Origin of the sequence: Sulfidibacter corallicola (genome assembly GCF_017498545.1) — a bacterium.
GTDB classification, from domain to species: Bacteria; Acidobacteriota; Holophagae; order Acanthopleuribacterales; family Acanthopleuribacteraceae; genus Sulfidibacter; species Sulfidibacter corallicola.
This window is the reverse complement of the sequence record NZ_CP071793.1, coordinates 2,054,938-2,072,824: the sequence shown is the minus strand read 5'-3', so window position 1 is coordinate 2,072,824 and position 17,887 is coordinate 2,054,938. Positions and strand designations below refer to the sequence as shown.

Genomic DNA, 17,887 nt, shown 5'->3' with positions numbered 1-17,887 from the left:
TTCCGTTTCACAATGCGTTCATCGCTGCCGTCACCGCGGAGCGGGGGCGCTCTCGGGCTTCACGAAATTGTTGATGTCGAGACCGAAGATCTTGGCCATCTGGTCGAGGGCGTGGTGATGATCCACGGCTTCGTCGGTGGATTGCTTGAGAAAGTGGCCGATCTGTTCGTGGAAGGCGATGGCCTGATCGATGGCCGGGTTGGATCCGCTGGCATAGGCGCCGATATTGATCAAATCCTCGGCATCCACGTAGGTCGCCATGAGGTCGCGAATTTTGCCGGCCAGTTGGGTTTGCTCCTTATGGACCAGGCTGTTCATGAGACGGGAAAGCGACGCCAGCACGTCGATGGCCGGATAGTGGTTCTTGGCGGCCAGCTTGCGGCTGAGCACGATGTGGCCGTCGAGAATGCCACGCACGGCGTCGGCGATGGGCTCGTTCATGTCGTCGCCCTCGACCAAGACCGTGTAAATGGCCGAAATGGAGCCCGTTCCGAAGTTTCCGGCACGTTCCAGGAGCTGGGGCAAGAGGGCGAACACCGATGGCGTGTACCCCTTGGAAGAAGGTGGTTCACCGGCACTCAGGCCCACTTCGCGCTGGGCCATGGCGAAACGGGTCACGGAATCCATCATCAGCAGGACATCTTTGCCCTGGTCCTTGAAATATTCGGCGATGGCGGTGGCCGAAAGTGCGGCGCGCATGCGAATGAGCGGCGGGTTATCGGATGTGGAGATGACCACCACCGACCGCTGCAGACCCTCCTCGCCCAGGTCCTGTTCGAGGAACGAACTCAATTCGCGACCCCGTTCACCCACGAGGGAAATGACGTTGACGTCGGCCGAAGATCGGCGCGCAATCATGCCGAGCAGGGTGGATTTGCCCACGCCGGAGCCGGCGAATATCCCCATCCGTTGACCCTTGCCGCACGTGAGCATGCCGTCGATCGCGCGTATCCCGGTGGAAAAAATGTCGCGAATGGGGCGGCGCTCCATGGGATTGATGGGTTCACCCTGGATGGGATAGAAAACATCGGCTTTGATGGGCGGTTTGCCGTCGATGGGTTCACCCTGGCCGTCGAGCACCCGACCCAACAGGTCGGGGGACATACCGATCGAGGGCAGCTCGCCCGAGGCCTCGACCATGTCGCCCAATTTGATGCCGGTCGTGGTTCCCAACGGCATGAGCAGCACCTTGTTCTCCTGAAAACCGATGACCTCGGCGGGATAACCACGCTCGCCCTCGTGGGCCACGATCTGGCACAGTTCGCCCACCCGAGTGCTGGGTCCCTGACTCTCCACCACCAGGCCCGAAACGCGCGACACCCGACCCACCAATTTGTAGGACGGACTGGTGTCGATCATTTTCTTGATGGCGGCGATGTCGATCATGTGGGGCGCTCAAAGTGCTGGGAAATGTGCTGTTGGAGCTGCATGAACTGGGTCTCGATACGGGCGTCCAGCTCACCGGCAGCGGTTTCGATCCGAAAACCACCGCGCGTCAATTGCGGATCGGCTTCCAGATGAACCTGGGTGCCCAACCAGTTCTGACGCTCGTTCTCGGAGACGGTGTTGATGAAGGTATGGTCGACGGGATGCAGGTAGATGGTGATGTTGCGGCGCTGCTTGAGCCGCTGGAGCGCATCCTTGATCATGGGCAGAATCGCCTGAGGATTGGACTTGAGTTCCTGCTTGACGACTTTTTGAGCCGCATGCAGCACCAGGTCGAGAAAATCCAGTTGAATTTGGTCCAGCAGCAGGTCGCGCGCCCGATCCAACTGGTTCAGGCTGAAGTGATAGTGATTGAGCATCTGCTGCAATTGCTGATCGGCCATGATTTCGCCGGTTTTGCGACCCTCTTCCAGCCCCTTCTCGTAGGCCTCGCGCTCGATGTGGCTGGCTTGTTCCTGAGCCGCCCGAATCATGGCGTCGGCGTCTTCTTGGGCCCGGGCGATGAGCGCCTCCACGTCGACGTTCTTGGGGCCGACGGACATCGGCGTCCCCTGGGGAAAACCGGTGTCCTGAAAGGCATCCAGCTCGGCCTCGGCCTCGAGGCTGGCCTGGGCCTGAAGGTAGGGATCGCCCTCTTCGGCCTGATGGTGCAGGGCATCGAACTGATACGAATCGGTGCTGACCGATTGGCGGTTCTTGATGATCCTACGTGACATACTCGTCGCCTCCGCCCGTGCCGCCGATGGTGATGATGCCCTCTTCCTCGAGCTGGCGAACCACTTCGACGATCTGGTGCTGGGCCTTTTCCACTTCCTTGAGTTTGACCGCGCCCAGGTACTCCATTTCCTCTTTCAACATCTCCACGGCACGGCTGGACATGTTGCGGAAGATCTGGGCCTGCAACTCTTCGGACGTTCCCTTGAGCGCGTAGCTGAGGACCTTGCGATCGACGCGCTTGAGGATCTCGGAGATGCCCTGGTCGTCGATGAGCAGGATGTCGTCGAACACGAACATCAAATCGCGAATGGAAGCCGCAAGATCCGGGTTGATGCTTTCGATCTTCTCCAAGACCTGCCGACCCACGTTGCGTTCCATGCGGTTGAACATCTCGGCCACCGCGCGTACGCCACCGTACTCTTCCACGTTGAACCCCCCGATGGCCTCCAGTTTCTGCTCCAAGATGAGCGAAATGCGGCGGATGACCTGGGGCGAAATCTCTTCCAGGGAGGCCATGCGCATGGCGACCTCGGCCCGCAGGCTTTCCGGTAGGGCTGCCAACACGTCCGCACCGTGACTGGCGTCGAGATGCGCCATGATGAGCGCCACGGTCTGGGGGTGTTCGTTCTGAATGAATTTGGCCAACTGTTGCGGGTTGGCGCGTTCGAGCGAGGTGAAACCCGCGGAGGCTTCCAGGGCGCGGGCCAGGCGATCCACGATCTTGCGGGCCATGTCCGGACCCACCGATTTGATGAGCAGCTTCTTGGCGAACTCGATACCGCCCTGGGTGATGTATTTCTTGGCCATGGCCATGAGGTGGAATTCCTCGATGACCTGGTCGGCAATTTCGGGCTGGATGTGCTTGAGCATCGCGATTTCGCGAGACACTTCCTGGATCTCGTCTTCTTCCAAACATTTGAAGATCTCGGCCGCGATATCGTCGCCCATCGCGATCATGAGGATCGCCGCTTTCTGCACGCCTTTGAGATCCTTGATATTGCTGACAACAACGCTCATGGCACCAACCCCGGGGAGCCCGTCGGGGCATCCCTTGCGCCGTCACGACCCCGTGCGGCGGATATGCCGCCGAACCGATCGGCGACTGACCATTGATCCGTTTGAAAAGGAGCCTGTTCCTTTTGATTCGTCACCCGATATTTTAACCGGTTTTTCGTTAAATTCGGCGCAAATCATTGGAAACGGAGCAAAAAGAGGGGCGGCTTCAGCCGCCCCCCGCAGATCAGTCGTCTTCCAAAAGCCAGGTCCGGACCAAACCAGCCACCGCTTCGGGATCCTGCTGGGTCATTTCGACCAGGCGCTTCTTCATGATTTCGGTTTTGGAGAGTTGGGCGTTGGGAATCGCGGACTCGATTTCCTGCTCCAATTCCGATTCCAGTTCGGCGACGGTCTTGGGCGGTCCGCTGGGCAAAGCCGCGGCGATGGCCGGCTCTTCGAGCTGGGCCTGTTGCAGGATGGGCGCGACGAAGCGCCGGAACAGCGAGATACCGAGCATGACGAACAACACGAACACGATGAACTGCAGCACGAAGGGCGTCCACTTGCTGACGTAGTCGAGGAGCAGGCCGGTGTTCATGGCGGCCTGGGCGCGTTTGCTGACGATGGGCTTGAAGGGGAAGTTCTGAATGCTGAGGTAATCGCGCGTATTGACGAAACCGGTAGCGCCGATGACCAGGTCGCGGACGCGGTTGATTTCGTCTTGGGAAAGGGCTTCGAGCTTGGTTTCGATCCAGTCCGGCTCGGTTTTGGTGAGCTTGTCGATCAAACCCGGCTGGCGCGTCTCTTCTTCGATTTCCTTGTAGTCGAGCTGCAGCGCGATGGACATTTTCTCGATGGTGAAGGGTTCCAAGCGCGTGTTGGTTTTCTTGGTATCGATGAAGTACTGGTTGGTCGCATGATCGCGCTGGATGGTGGAACCGCCGGCGGTACCGTCGGTCTGGGGCAGGCCGCCCTGAGCCGTATTGGCACCGGCGCCCACGTTGCCCTGCAGACCCGCATCGCGGTTGATGCGCTCGTTCTTGGTCTGCTCGGCATAACGCTGCGGTTCGCCCTCGGCGTCCGGTCCGCCGTAGGTGGTTTCCACCGATTCGACCTGATCGAAGTTGACGTCGAGCGAAACCTTGGCGACCACCTTGCCGGGTCCCAGGAAGCTCTCGACGATTTCGTGAATCTTGCCTTCCAGGTCGTATTCCATCTTGGCGCGAATGTCGAGATTGGTCTGGGAAATGCCGAGGTTGTCGTCTTCGGTGGCGGGCTGAGTCAAGAGGTTGGCGTACTGGTCGGTGATGGTGACGTCGCGCCAGGAGGCCCCTTCGATGGCGGCGGCGATCTGTTGCTGCATGCCGCGAACCTGTTCTTTGGCCAGGTTGGTGTTGCGCTTCAACACCAGCAGCACGCCGGCCTTCGCCGGCTTGCTCTCGTCGGCGAAGGGGGAATCCTTGCCGGGCGTGATCTGCACCTTGGCCTTCGAGATCTTGGGATTCTGCATGAGCATGGTTTCGATGTTGGCCGCCAGGGCTCTCATCTTCTGCAGCTTCATCATCGAATCGCCGGCTTTGAGCGGGTTGGTATCGTCCAAGATCTTCCAACCGTCGCGAGAGTCCGGCGCGATGTCCAACGCTTCGAACTGGGTGCGCAATTCCTGGGCACGACTCTCGGGAACCAGAATGCGACCGGTCTTGGAGATCTCGAAATCCACCTGCCGCGTGCGCAGTTCCTCTTCCACGAGAACCTGGGTCTTGGCATCCAGCGCCTGGTTGAACAGCGGTTGTTTCTCTTCCTGGGTGGCGTAGTGGAAGATGCTGAAAATGAAGACCAGGCTGGCCGCTACGATGACGCCGATCGCCACCATCTGACCGGCATTGAGCTGACCCAACAGATTGCGCGGATTGATACCGCCCTCGAAATTTTCGGTGTTTTTTTTCTCATCGGCCATGACGGTGTTCTCCCTCCCTGGTGTGACACACGCGAACGTCCGAGGACGCCGATCGGCGCATCCCGAGCGTCCATCCCGTCAGGGCGACGCTCCTGCCCCATGCTCAAAGCGCGCTTTTCGATATTTCCTTGTAAGCTTCGACAATCTTGTTGCGAACGGCCATCATCATGCGAAACGAGGTGTCGGCGCGTTGAACCGCCAATACGGTGCCGTGCAGATCCTTCGACTCACCCTTCATCAGTGCCGAGATCTGGTCGTCGGCCGAATTCTGGAGCTGGTTGACCTCGCTGATCGCGTTCTTGAGCACATTGGAGAAATCGGAACCGGCACCGCCCTTCTCGGGTTCGGGTTTGGCCGCCTTGATCAACTCGGGATTGGAAAGCACGGTTTCAATGTTCATGGGAACCTCTCAAGCAGAATCCGGTGCACCGGGCCGAACGAAGCCGCCTCCGTGGGCCGCCGGCCGACGCACGTCCATCACGTCCGCAGCATTTCGATGGTTTGATCGATCATGGAGCGGCTGGCTCGAATCGAGCTGATGTTGGCCTCATAGGATCTTTGGATGCCGACCATATCCACCATTTCGACGGCGGGATTGACATTGGGATAGGCCACGTATCCGTTCTCGTCGGCATGAGGGTGGGCGGGCTCGTATTGCATCCGCATGGGACTGTCGTCCAGTTGGATGGCCGTGGCGCGCACACCCATGATTTCTTCGTCGTGTTCGTCGCCCATTTCGCGCTGAAGGTGCGCTTCGAAATCGCTGCGCGGAATCGCTTCCACGATCAGCTCCCGGCGACGATAGGGCGCGTCCTCTCCGGGAACGCGCGTGGTGCTGATGTTGGCGATGTTGGACGCCACCAACTGCATCCGTTTCCGCTGTACGCTCAAGCCCTGAGCGTTGATGTTTATGGCACCGTACAAGGACATGTTTCTCTCGCTTCAAAAGGGATCGCCATTTGCGATCCGGGTTGTGGGGTTCCTTGTCTCACGACCGCTCGCCCCCTGCGGCTCAGCGCATCGCTTCGTTGAGGATGCGGAGCTTGCGGGTCATGAACTGAGAGGCCAGTTTGTAGCGGCCCGAGTTGGCGGCCAGTTTGGCCATTTCCTTGTCCAGATCGACGTTGTTGCCGTCGACGCGTTGGGTGATGTTGTCCAGTTCCTCTTCGATGTAATAGTCACCGTATTGCAGATTCTGGCCCGACGGCAGGAACGGCGTCCCATCCGGCTTGGTCTTGGGCGTCATTTCCACCTGATCTTCGTAATCCGAAAGAATCTGTCCGAAATCGAGATCCTTCGACCGATATCCCGGAGTGTCGATGTTGGCGATGTTGCCCGCATAGAGTTGCTGGCGAAGAGAGGCCACGTCCATGGCCGTCTTGAGAAATCCAAACTTGGCTTCGTTTCCTAATGGGTCCAACATGCCGCACTCCTTTGCGCGGCCTCGGAGCAAGCGACATACCAATCGAAACCCATATACAACCGACACGATTTCAGTGACTTGAAGCCCGTATCAGATCTCCGCGGCCGGCGTTCGAAGCCAACCCGGCAATATTTTCCGAGCCGCGGTCAGTGATCCGAACCATGCGGCAAACTTTGCCGAGCGCCATCGACCGTCGCTTCGGCAGTTTCTTCCACCCTCGAGGACCGAGCGGTCGGCCGCGTATCGTGTTCGCGAAACCAGGTGAGCACGTCGGGAAAGTGATCTTCGACGGCGTCGGGGTGGGTCAGGATATCGTTGTGGCCGTAGTTGTTGCGCGCACCGGTCGTCTTGCCCAGAATGCGCAGCTCGGAACCCTCGCCGCCACACTCCTGGATGAATCGACGGACGTCTCCGGCTTCGGCCAGAACCCGGTCGTCGAAGCCGGTGAAATGAAGAACCGGCAGCGGTTCCATCGCTCGGACGGCGCTTCCGTAGTCGAACCGGTCGTCGCTGTCGATCCAATCCGAACCGCCCAACCAGGCGCCGGTCTGGCGGAAGAACTTGGCTGTTTCGGCGTCGTCGCCGAAGCCCAGATGCTTTCCGTGGACATAGCCGTGCCATCGCACCAACAGCCGCCCATAGACACCCCATGCGAAGCCCAGGGCGAACCGCTTCTTCCAGGAATCGAGGCGTATGGTTCGCTTCGAGCCGAAGAACACGCCGGCCTGGATGCGCGGCCGCCAGTGGGGAAAACGAGCGAGCATGGACATGAGCAGAATCCCGCCCCAGGAGTGGGCCACCCAATGCCAGGGCGCATTCTCGCGCAGAGACTCGATGAACCGGAGGCAGGTGGGCAGGTCTTCGCAAATGGCCTCGGTCTGACCGTAGCGGGCGTGGCGATCCACCGGCGGATTGCCGCGACCCCGACCGCGCAAATCGACGATGAAGGTATCGTAACCCTGGCGAGCCAGGAAGGGGGCCAGGCCCTTGCCGTTCAGGGAATAAAAAATCCGTCCATTGCCCACGGAGCCGTGCACCATGAAGGCGACCGGTCCGTCGGTCCTGCAATAGATGCGCTGCAGATGGAGCTCCTGGCCGTTTTCGAAAGGCAGGAAGTAGGAGTGATAGAAAAGGTCGTCGACTTGGCGAACGGATTCCTCGCGCATGGCACATCCCGATGAAGGAACTGAATCGTGCCCATCCAGGAACAGGTCTTTTTGGAAAGGTTTTCTCTGGATCGGCCGGGTTTCCAATGCAAACCGGTATCAGGTGTCGGGTATCGGCACATGAGTCGATCAAGAACATCTCGCTGATACCTGATACCGCGCCCACCTAGCCCAACCAATTTGGGAGTGGCAACCATACCTCGTTCTAGATGAGCACTAGATAGAATCCCATTCTAACCAACCCCGATGAAGAGGGTCAATGGCCGTGCACACCGAGCCACCCACGGGATGGCGGGTATCGGGCACCGGGTTTCAGGAACTCGAAGATCGCGGAACGGTCACTGTTCGAGGCGCTCGGCGATGGAAACATGGCCGGCATCGCGCGCCATCGCCGCGGCGGTGCGTCCGTCGTCGGCCGCCAAATCGGTCCTGGCTTTGTGGGCCAAAAGGGACGCGACCATCTCGGCGTTGCCGTGCATCGCGGCAGACATCAAGGCGGTGTAGCCGGCCTGTTGCCGGGCATCCGGATCGGCGCCCGCCTCCAGCAATGCCGACACCAGCGCCGTGGATCCGGCAGCGGCGGCGCTGTGAAGCGGTGTGAGTTTCAGCGGGTTGGGCGTGACGGCGTTGACATCGGCACCGCGTCGCATCAGCAAGCGAGCGACGTCTTCGTGCCCAAAAAAGCACGCCAAATGCAGAGGCGTGAAACCATCCGGTGCAAAACCGCGGTCACCCACGACATCGAGCGACGTTCGCTCCAGCAGTGCGGTCACGTCGGCTTCGCGCCCCAGGGCGGCGGCCTCGAACAGGTCGAATTCGGTGCGGGCCCCGGCGAGCAGGTCGACGATTTCGGACTGCCGGTGGTAGAGCGCCTGCAAAACCATCGAAACGCCGTTGGCATCGCGTGCCTCGGCCGATTCGGGATGGGCACGCACCAGGTCGCGTACGGCCTCCACTTCGCCTTGCCGGATCAGGTCCATGAGTTGGTCCGCATACATCGTGAAACCTCCTGAATTTTCGAGGGCATAAGGGCTATCTTACAGGAGGATTCGCAAAAATCGAGATTTTGTGACTCACATCAACTGCCCCTCGACCGCCATGTGTGGGAGCATTGCTGCAGGACGGCGCACAACGCTTTGGTGTCAAGGCTTTCCGAAAGAGTCCATGGCGTTTTCTTCCTTCATTTCTATCCTTTTTATTTCATTTACCACTATATTCCTCCCCTCACTATGAGCTCTCCCCATTTCCGTGAGAGCATCGACATCAGTCGACGGTCGTCTTTGTGTACCGCGGCTCTCTTCAAGACGGCGATCCATCACAAGGCTCGCTTCGAACCAAATTCCCAGGGTCCAGGCGGCACCGGTCGCATGTCTCGACTCCACCCGTCGGTCGACCCCGACGCCCATCACCAACCGGCCTATCGCAACATACGAGGAGAGGTGAAGACCGGTGAACTACCTGGTTATGATTCCCACTTACAATGCTGCCGCTACCTTGGAGAGCCTGGGTATCGGGGTGCTCCACGTGAACGACGCCACGGAGATCCTGTTCATCGACGACGGCTCCACGGACGACACGCGTAAAATCATTCTCAAGCTCGAAGAGGTCTTTCCCGGGCGCGTGCACCACCTGTTCCACGAGAAACGGCTCGGTCTCGGCACCTCCTATCTGGCGGGCTTCCGCTGGGGCTTGGCTCACGGCTATCCCTGGCTGTTTCAGATGAATGCGGATTTTTCACACCATCCCGCCGACCTTCAACAACTGATCACCGCCACCCGCGCGGCGACCGGCGTCGTGGGCTCGCGTTTCGTGGCGGGTTCGGGCGATTCCGGCAGCGCCAAATGGCGCCTCATGTTCTCGCGTCTGTGGTCCCGATGGATCAAGCAGCGGCTCAACACCCCGGTGCTAGACATGTCGGGTGGATTCAACGGATGGCACAAAGAGGTGCTGGCCCGGATCAATTTCGGCCAGATCCAATCGCGGGGATCGGCCTTTCAAATCGAACTCAAATACCTGGCCGCCAAGGCCGGCGCCCGTTATTGGGAGGTGCCGATCGGGGTGGGTCCTTCTTCGGGAAACCGAAACCGATTCAGTTTCAAGGACCTTTACGAAACCCTCCGTTTCACGATCCTTTCCAAACCAGTGAACCGCGCGCTTGCAAGTGAATTCACAACGCAGAGGCAGCATTGACGAACTCTTGAAGTTTAGGTTGGAAGCGATGAGTCACGATCTCTTTGCATACGGCACCCTCATGGTTCGCGAGGTATTTGACCGAGTTGCGGGGGGTCACTGGTCGGCTCTTCCCGCGCGAATCGACAACTACGCGGCCTACAAAGTCAACGGCACCCATTACCCGGCACTGGTTCCCAAGGTCGGCGAATCGCAACCGGGTACGTTTCTCACCGGCATCGACACGACAACCCTGTTGCGCCTGGACGCCTACGAAGGCCAGGAATTCAAGCGGAACTTACTGCCGGTGCGCGTGTTCTTGGACCAGGACAAGGTGGAAGACGCCCGCACGGCTTGGGTCTACCTGCTCAAGCCCGGTTACCGGAACAGGCTCACCCGCGAGCGCTGGTCCACCAAACGTTTCGCCGCCGAGTGGTTGGAAGAATACCTGCGTGACCTGGAAACCTTCGAGCTGAATCGAGTTTGACGTGGCTTTCCATCCCGAACGGCGACTCTGTGGAAAAAAGGCTTACCCATCACCCGGGAATACCCTAAGGTTCGTCGTCGACCGGCGATCGAACCCCGATCGCATCGGGTAGCTGAAAGCCTCCATGCTCCGCGCGAGTCAACGGGTAGACCGCCAGAATCGCATCGCGATTCAGGGCTCCGTAAATGTGGGGAAAGGCCTGGCCCCGCTCCGCCGATCCTTCATAAAGTATGTTGGGAACGACGCGACCGGGTTCGATGACCAACACCAACAGTTCCGGCCGGTGATCGAAGTACCGCATGGCGGTGTCCAACAATTGATCGCGAGTGGAACAGTGAATGAAACCTTCTTTGGCTAGAGATGCGGGCCGATAGCTGGTGCGATCTCCGCAAGCACGCCAATCTTCAGGAGTCAAAAGGTGGTAAATCACGGTAAACTCCCTTCGAGAAATCCCTGGTTAGGGTGGTCGACACACCATGATGGGGGTTTCGGACGGCGACGTTTTATTTGAGAAAACCACAAAAGCCCGTTTCCTATCAAGTGTTGATCGGGGTCCGGAGCGGTAGGGGCCGAACTCGGCACCCCGGAAACCATCGCAGGGAGTTCGGAAATCCAGCGTTTCATCGACCCAGCCCCACGCCTGGTCATGTTTTTCGGAGCCAGCAATCTGACCTTGGCCCTGCCGGTCGCCGTCGACCTGGCGACGGGTTTCGCCACCCAAGGTGATAGCGAAACTATCCCGACCACCATCTTGGCCGCGCATGGGCCAGGACGCTCCTACGGCGTGTTCGGCAGTTGCGGCCTGTACGGATATCCGGGGTTGATTCGCTGCAACCTGATCCGCCATGCGCGGACGCTGATGAACGCACGACCGGAGACCCGCTGTTTCGCCTTGCTGACCGACATCGGCAACGACATTCTCCTGACCGAGAACAGCGGCGCACTCGAGCAATGGTTGCGCACGTTGATTTCGGAGTTGAAGGCGATGAACAGCACCATCGCCGTCACCGACCTGCCCCTGGAAAATGTCAGGCGCATGCCCACGTGGAAATTCAATGTGCTCAGGCGCCTCTTCTTTCCGTTCTCCAAGGCCGATCGCGCCCGAACGCTTTCGATCGCGGAAGACGTGCACGACCGCGTGGTTCGGGTTTGTGCGGACACGGGCATACCGTTGCTGCCTACACGAAACGAATGGTACGGCCCCGATCATTTCCATCTCAAATGGCGCCATCGCGAAACCGCGTTTTCCGCATGGCTGGGCCCCCTGTTTCAAATGGACAGCCTGCGACGGGGCAACCTGGCTTGCAGCAAAATCGACGTCTGGCGCACGCCGTTGGAACGGTACCGCCGCCTGTGGTGGTCGCGCCATTTTCCCGACCGCACGCTGGAACTGCGCCCGAACGTCACGCTTCGCTGTTTTTGAGAGGCAAAAACCGATCGATTGATCGGCTCGAATTCCGGGGCGAAAAGGATAGGCCGAGCGACTGATCCGAAAGGCCCAAAGCGTGATCTCCATCACCTCCATGACGTATTCTTTACATTTTTCGCACCCGGCTTTCTTTCATATCCCATTTATATACAGGCAGTAAGCAAACCACAAAGTGAAGTGAAGCACACAGAAAATCACTTGTGTAAATTTAGGTAATTGCTTTTGTTTACACTTGTTTTACAATACCCCTCAAGTCCTTCACTGCTTCTGAACACCAATTTGGATCTTCCAATGGGTCGTGCCCCATAAGGGTCGTCCCTCGTCTTTTGGCCGCATAGATCGGCCCATTTTCCAGCCGCCTTTTGGGCTGGCCGGAACTATCTTTGGACCTCTTTTAGACACCAAATTCACTCTTACCGAGAGAGGAGATTACAGAAATGAGCAATATGCTTCGCTCAAAAATCGTTCTTTTAATCGCTTGCGTTTTCCTTTTCACGAGCACCGGTCTCTGCTTCGCCCAATCGGAAAATCAACCTCGTCCCCAAGTCATCGAAGTCGCCGACTTGGTTTCCAAGAACATCAGCTTCGAAACCACCCCGTTCGAAGCCAGCACTCAGGAAAAGCGACAGGTCATTTACGCCGAGGGCGCGTCCTTCATCAAGGTACACTTCGACTATTTCTTCCTGCCCAAAGGCGTCTACCTCGAAATCGCCAATGCCAAGGGTACCGAACGCTATATCTATAGCTCCCATGGCGGCAACGACTTCACCGTGGACGAAGAGCTCGGCCAGGACGGCGTGCGCAGCTTTTCCGCGATGTCGATTTCCGGCGACACGGCCGTACTGACCCTCTACAACAAACACCACGTCCCGATGCCGGCCATCCGCGGCTACGGCATCCACATCACCCAGTACTCCGAAGGTTTCCCCGAGGAAGTCATCGAAGAGTTGTACGGTGAGCCGCTGCACGGCGAGTCCACCTGCGGTGCCATGGAGCGTTACGACGTCGTGTGCTGGGAAACCAGCCATCCGACCGAATACGACCGCTCTCGCGCGGTCGCGCGCCTTCTGATCGGCGGCAGCGGCCTCTGCACCGGCTGGCGTGTGGGCGACGGCAACCACCTGTTCACCAACGAGCACTGCACCAACTCGGCCAGCGGCGTGGCCAGCACGGAAGTCTGGTTCGATTATCGTCGTACCGGTTGTGGCAGCGGCGGCACCACCGCCGGCGTGAAAGTGTCCGGCAACACCATGTATGCCTCGGACTACACGCTGGACTACACCCTGTTCTCCGTAAACAACTTCTCCAGCATCACGCAGTTCGGCAACCTGGGCCTGGATGTACGTACGCCGACCCAAAACGAGGAAATTTACATTCCTCAGCACGGCTCCGGCAACCCCAAGGAAATGGCGATCGAAAGTGACCAGAACACGGGCAACGTTTGCCGCATCGACGTGGTCAACGCCAACGGCCGCGGCACCAACACCGATTCCGGATACTACTGCGACACCATCGGCGGTTCCTCAGGTTCTCCGGTTCTGGCCCGCTCCAGCCACAAAGCCATCGCACTGCACCACTTCGGCGGCTGCACCAACCAAGGCGTTCAGATCGCCAAGATCTGGCCCGAAGTGTCCAGCTTCTTTGGCGGCACCATTCCCGATGGCAGCGGCGGCGACGGCGGTGATGGCGGCGACGGCGGCGACGGTGGCGACGGCGGCACCGGCACCGACGGCGAGCTGGACAACGGCGTGCCCGTCAGCGGCCTCAGCGGTTCCACCGGTGATTTCTTCTTCTTTTTCATCGACGTACCCGCGGACGCCTCCAACCTGGAATTCCAGATTTCCGGCGGTAGCGGCGATGCCGATCTCTACACCCGCTTCGGTTCCCAACCCACCACCTCCAGCTACGATTGCCGTCCCTACCGGAGCGGCAACAACGAAACCTGCTCGGTCAGCAGCCCGCAGACCGGTCGCTACTACGTGGGCATTCGCGCCTACAGCAACTTCTCCGGTGTGACGCTGGTCGCCAGCTACGACACCGGCACGCCGACCGACGGCGGGTTCACCGAAACCAACCTTTCCGGTAGCCAGGGTCAATGGCGGCACTACACGCTCGACGTACCCGCAAGTGCCACGGAACTGGACATCGACCTTTCCGGTGGCACCGGTGACGCCGACGTCTACGTCCGTTACGGCGCCCAGCCGACCACTTCCAGTTGGGACTACCGTCCCTACCGGAACGGCAACAACGAAACCGTCGACGTCAGCAATCCGACGGCCGGCACCTGGTACATCAGCATTCGCGCCTACCGGACCTACTCCGGTGTTCGCCTGGATGCCTACTACCGCTAAGTGAACGACCCATCCCAAGTCGGTCCGATCTCGGGAACCTCGAGTTCGGTCGACGGGATGGACAGGTATCGGGCTCCGGCGATCCGGTCGCGGTAACCGCACCGGAGCGAGGACGCCCGATACCACACGGCCGAGCGATCGCCGATCCTGGCGGTTTATTCGCGATCGTCTCGGCCCTTCAGAGATTCGATGATCTTCGGAAGAATTTGTTCGACGGGGTCGAGTTGACGAGAACAGATCGTTCGTCACCCCTCCCCGCTTCCAGGTACCACACGCGATCGTCGCAATGCGACCGCGGGTACATCCCTCGTTTTCGGCCCGAGGTTTTCCACCTCGGGCTTTTTTGTCTCCGCGGCAACCGGGCGACTTGCCAGGCGTCGGCGAATTGGGTTAAGGTGGATTCACACTTTCTTGACAAAACCCAGCCGGGAAACCGGCCCACACCTTGGGTCGCGGGGCGACCTGAAATGGAGTTGTCGTTTATGAGCGATCACATCTATAAATTGGTCGAATTAACGGGCACTTCTCACTCGGGCATCGAAGATGCCGTCCAAAACGCGATTACCCGCGCCTCCAAGTCGATTCACAACATCCGCTGGTTCGAGGTGGTCGACACGCGTGGAAACATCAAAGACGGACACATCAATTACTGGCAAGTCACGATCAAGGTCGGCTTCACCCTTGACGAGTGACCGCTCCATCACCCCATCCCTCTTTCCCGAACGCGATCTTCGGATCTGTTGCCCATGTCGATTCCCGCAAATGTAAGTCCGTGCCCCTACGTTCACCGCGTGGTGTTGCAGACCGAAGACGCGCGTCAGGTGATCACGCTACCCTGCGACCGCCTGAACACCAATGGCGACGTGTACTGCGTCTTTCACAGCGAAAATGTGGGAGAAAAGGCCGCGGCCTTCCGCCGTGAATTCGCCGGCTTTTTCGAAGACGATACGTCGGGCAGGACCATCGCGGTCGACAACTTCACGGGCTTCGTGTTCCCGGAAATGGACTTTACCGAGGTGCGGTTCACCGACATGGTGGATTTTCGCGATGCCGTGTTCACCGGGCCGGTGAACTTCCGTCGTTGCCAGTTCGAAAAGGGCGCCCAAATGACCGGTTGCCGGTTCTACGACCGGGCCGACTTTTCCAGGGCCCATTTCGGGGGAAAGACCTCCTTCGCCAATGCGCATTTCGATGATGAGACCGTCTTCGATCACACCGTTTTCGAAGAGCCCACCCTGTTTTCCTCGGTGCACTTCGCCGGCCCGGCCCTGTTCTTCGGAGCGGAGTTCAAAGCCGATTGTTATTTCGACTCGGGCTCTTTCCAACACGCCGCCGGCTTCAACGAGGCGGCCTTTTCGGGCAATGCTTCCTTTCGCAAGGCCGACTTCAAGGGCTCGGCCACGTTTCGCGGCGTGCGCATGCGCGCACCGGGAAATTTCGAGGCGGCCCGCTTCCGTCAGGGATTGCATTGCGAAGGCGCCAATACGCGCTTCATGGCCTCCTCACCCGAGCAGAAACGCGGCGACATCATGGGCTTCGACTTCTCGGAATCCGTGCTGGACGGCGCCAACTTCGGCGGGATCCGCGAGCTGGTCAACTACAACTTTCGGCATGCCAAATTGTTGGGCGTCTCATTTTCGGGGACGCGGCTGGTGAACTGCGACTTCACCGGCGCGGTTCTCTCCTGTGTGGAGGGGTTCTTTGCCGAGGTCGACCAAGCGACCCTGAATCGAACCCGCTATGTCTACACCGATTTCGCGGTGGAGGCGGTCCGCGTCGACGGGCAGCCCGGCGAAATCCTGACCCCCCTGCCCGGCAGCCGTTTTCCGGCCGAAGGGGAGTTCGGCAAGGGCCCCCACTTTCATCTCAGCCTGTGGGACCTGTTCAAACGCCGAAACCGCTGGGCCTTTTCTCTCCGGGTGCCAATCGCGATTCGCATCACCCTGATCGACTACTTGAACTTTTTCGGCGAATGGCTCGCCGCGGGCGGCGGACTGCGCACCAATCTCCTGATACGGGGCGAAGGAAATACGCTTCGCATCGAGTTCGAGCAGGATGACGATACCCAAATGGCACATCTGAAGGAGCGCTTTCGAGAATACGTCACGGGGGGATTCGAACTGGGTGCACCACAGCTCGCCAATCCGCGCATGAACGAGATGGACCGGGCCCTGTTCCTTCAGCGGTTCCACAACCGAATGCGGCAGTTCAAGACAGAGGCTTCGGCCGCCAAGAAACTGATGCTGGCAGAGTTCAGGAACATTCAACAAAGTGGCGCGCTGGCGCGAAAACGCCGTTTTCCCGAGGCCTATCAACAGGTCAAGAATTTCAGCGAGGAACCCGCCCGTTTGTTCGCCCATCTTTGGCCGACCGACCCGTAGTCCCCTGAGTAAAAGATGGTGCCGATCAGGTGCCGAAAGTGCTGGTGTCGCGAAATCGTGGAAAAACCAGGCGGAAAGAGGCGCCCTTGCCGAGGCCGTCGCTGGTCACTTCGATCGATCCACCCAGCTCGTTCATGGCTTCCGCGCTGGAGTACAGGCCGAAGCCATGGCCGTGGGCCTTGGTCGTGAAACCGTAGGTGAACATCTTCTCCATCGCGGTTTTCGGGATCCCCACACCGTTGTCGGCCACGATGACTTCCACCCGGTCGGACTCGAGCGGCTGGATGTGGATCTTCACGAAGGCATCCTCGCGATCCTCGCCGGCCATCGCCTCCTTGGCGTTCTTGAACAGGTTGAGAAAGACGTGCAGCACCTTCGATTTGACGCCGAAGACGTAGAACTGGTCCTGGTAGTTCTTTTCGATGCGAATGCCGCGCTTGAGCATCGACGGCAACTCGATCTGGAGCGCCTTGTCGACGATTTCGTTGAGCGCCAGTTTTCGGGTCTTGACTTCGGATTTGGCGTAATCCTGTTGGGTTCCGATCATTTCCTTGATGAACCCCACCTTTTCCTGAACGTCGGCCAATTCGCTCTGCATCTTCTCCAGGTCCTCTTTGAGGAATTCTCCGACCGATCGGTAGAATTCCGGCAGAAACCGGCCGGCGGGATCTTCGGTCACGTACTCGCCGATGCGATGCAGGTTCTTGAGAAACAGGCGATTGGCTTTGAGGAGTTCGGGGATTTTGGAGTCCTTGAGGGTTTCCGTCAAATGCTGGGTACTGATATTGATGCTGTTGAAAAGATTGCCCAGGTTGTGAATCAAGCCGTTGGCGACCTTGGCGCCTTCAGCCTGTTCGGTCAATTTCCGAACGTACTGGTCTATCTCGATTTGCGTAGGTCCCGATTCGGTGGCGGACGGCGCCAGGGCGAAGAGAAAGAACTCGTGGTCGTCATCGCACAACAGGGTGCATTTGACTTCGAGGCTCATCGTCTGCCCGGAGAAATCGAAAGCGACGATCTGGTCCCTCAGCGTAAATTTCTGCTCGCCCGCCTCGCGGATTCGGGGGAAAAACACCCGCGGTTCGCGACGAAACAACTCCTGGAAGCGCGCGCCCAACAACCGCTCCACGTGGCGCGAGTCGTAGCCGAGCAACATCGCGGCCGAAATGTCGATTCCGACACAGACGCCGCCACCATCGAAGATCATCAACCGTTCGTCACTGAAATGGAGCATCGACCGGAACAGGGCATTGTCCAGGCAGCCGTCCAATCTATCGAGAAACATTCATCACTCCCGAAAATCGAGAATCCGTGGCTCGAAGACATTCCCAAAATCTGTGCTTCCCTCGAACCTCCCCTCGGTTC

Annotated in this window: 17 protein-coding genes; 6 read left to right on the top strand and 11 right to left on the bottom strand. The window is 59.1% G+C overall.

Annotated elements, in window-relative coordinates; all coding sequences use genetic code 11:
• Positions 1-30 precede the first annotated feature (30 nt).
• The 9 genes from fliI to J3U87_RS06055 all read right to left on the bottom strand — a co-directional run bounded on the left by fliI (position 31) and on the right by J3U87_RS06055 (position 8,703).
• Positions 31-1,386, bottom strand: coding sequence for a flagellar protein export ATPase FliI (gene fliI, locus J3U87_RS06095; RefSeq protein WP_237382142.1), 1,356 nt, complete (start codon positions 1,384-1,386; stop codon positions 31-33).
• Entirely contained in the window at positions 1,383-2,162 is a 780-nt protein-coding gene (locus J3U87_RS06090; RefSeq protein ID WP_237382141.1) for a FliH/SctL family protein, read from the bottom strand. The genes fliI and J3U87_RS06090 overlap by 4 nt, the downstream gene beginning before the upstream one ends.
• Positions 2,152-3,180, bottom strand: coding sequence for a flagellar motor switch protein FliG (gene fliG / locus J3U87_RS06085; protein ID WP_237382140.1), 1,029 nt, complete (start codon positions 3,178-3,180; stop codon positions 2,152-2,154). Before fliG ends, J3U87_RS06090 begins: the two co-directional genes overlap by 11 nt.
• Positions 3,181-3,403: 223 nt before the next feature.
• Positions 3,404-5,116, bottom strand: a complete 1,713-nt coding sequence (gene fliF, locus J3U87_RS06080) for a flagellar basal-body MS-ring/collar protein FliF (RefSeq protein ID WP_237382139.1) — start codon at positions 5,114-5,116, stop codon at positions 3,404-3,406.
• A gap of 103 nt (positions 5,117-5,219) precedes the next feature.
• Positions 5,220-5,516, bottom strand: a complete 297-nt coding sequence (gene fliE, locus J3U87_RS06075; protein WP_237382138.1) for a flagellar hook-basal body complex protein FliE — start codon at positions 5,514-5,516, stop codon at positions 5,220-5,222.
• A gap of 77 nt (positions 5,517-5,593) precedes the next feature.
• Entirely contained in the window at positions 5,594-6,046 is a 453-nt protein-coding gene (gene flgC, locus J3U87_RS06070; protein ID WP_237382137.1) for a flagellar basal body rod protein FlgC, read from the bottom strand.
• Positions 6,047-6,128: 82 nt separating this feature from the next.
• Positions 6,129-6,539, bottom strand: a complete 411-nt coding sequence (gene flgB, locus J3U87_RS06065) for a flagellar basal body rod protein FlgB (RefSeq protein WP_237382136.1) — start codon at positions 6,537-6,539, stop codon at positions 6,129-6,131.
• Between the two features lie 146 nt (positions 6,540-6,685).
• Positions 6,686-7,705: an alpha/beta fold hydrolase gene (locus J3U87_RS06060; RefSeq protein ID WP_237382135.1), complete on the bottom strand. Its 1,020-nt coding sequence runs from the start codon at positions 7,703-7,705 to the stop codon at positions 6,686-6,688.
• A gap of 338 nt (positions 7,706-8,043) precedes the next feature.
• On the bottom strand, positions 8,044-8,703 hold the full coding sequence (locus J3U87_RS06055) for an ankyrin repeat domain-containing protein (RefSeq protein ID WP_237382134.1): 660 nt from the start codon (positions 8,701-8,703) through the stop codon (positions 8,044-8,046).
• Between the two features lie 451 nt (positions 8,704-9,154).
• Here J3U87_RS06055 and J3U87_RS06050 point away from each other — a divergent pair, with 451 nt between their 5' ends.
• Together J3U87_RS06050 and J3U87_RS06045 are read left to right on the top strand one after the other, a co-directional pair.
• A complete protein-coding gene (locus tag J3U87_RS06050; RefSeq protein ID WP_237382133.1) occupies positions 9,155-9,895 on the top strand; it encodes a glycosyltransferase in 741 nt (246 codons plus the stop codon).
• Between the two features lie 28 nt (positions 9,896-9,923).
• The gene (locus J3U87_RS06045) at positions 9,924-10,361 is read left to right on the top strand and encodes a gamma-glutamylcyclotransferase family protein (protein WP_237382132.1); all 438 of its coding nucleotides are present in this window, start codon (positions 9,924-9,926) and stop codon (positions 10,359-10,361) included.
• 64 nt (positions 10,362-10,425) lie between these two features.
• On the opposite strand, the gene J3U87_RS06040 is transcribed toward J3U87_RS06045, so the two are convergent.
• Complete coding sequence (locus J3U87_RS06040; RefSeq protein ID WP_237382131.1) at positions 10,426-10,791, bottom strand: DUF952 domain-containing protein; 366 nt, start codon at positions 10,789-10,791, stop codon at positions 10,426-10,428.
• Between the two features lie 216 nt (positions 10,792-11,007).
• On the opposite strand from J3U87_RS06040, the gene J3U87_RS06035 reads away from it, so the two are divergent.
• From J3U87_RS06035 to J3U87_RS06010, 4 genes are all read left to right on the top strand, one after another.
• The gene (locus J3U87_RS06035; RefSeq protein WP_237382130.1) at positions 11,008-11,784 is read left to right on the top strand and encodes a hypothetical protein; all 777 of its coding nucleotides are present in this window, start codon (positions 11,008-11,010) and stop codon (positions 11,782-11,784) included.
• A 443-nt stretch (positions 11,785-12,227) separates the two neighbouring features.
• Positions 12,228-14,141: a serine protease gene (locus tag J3U87_RS34960; RefSeq protein WP_272932466.1), complete on the top strand. Its 1,914-nt coding sequence runs from the start codon at positions 12,228-12,230 to the stop codon at positions 14,139-14,141.
• Positions 14,142-14,623: 482 nt separating this feature from the next.
• On the top strand, positions 14,624-14,833 hold the full coding sequence (locus J3U87_RS06015; protein ID WP_237382129.1) for a dodecin: 210 nt from the start codon (positions 14,624-14,626) through the stop codon (positions 14,831-14,833).
• 54 nt (positions 14,834-14,887) lie between these two features.
• Positions 14,888-16,522: a pentapeptide repeat-containing protein gene (locus J3U87_RS06010; RefSeq protein WP_237382128.1), complete on the top strand. Its 1,635-nt coding sequence runs from the start codon at positions 14,888-14,890 to the stop codon at positions 16,520-16,522.
• A 25-nt stretch (positions 16,523-16,547) separates the two neighbouring features.
• Here the strand turns inward: J3U87_RS06010 and J3U87_RS06005 are convergent, their stop codons facing one another.
• On the bottom strand, positions 16,548-17,807 hold the full coding sequence (locus tag J3U87_RS06005; RefSeq protein ID WP_237382127.1) for an ATP-binding protein: 1,260 nt from the start codon (positions 17,805-17,807) through the stop codon (positions 16,548-16,550).
• Between the last annotated feature and the right edge of the window lie 80 nt (positions 17,808-17,887).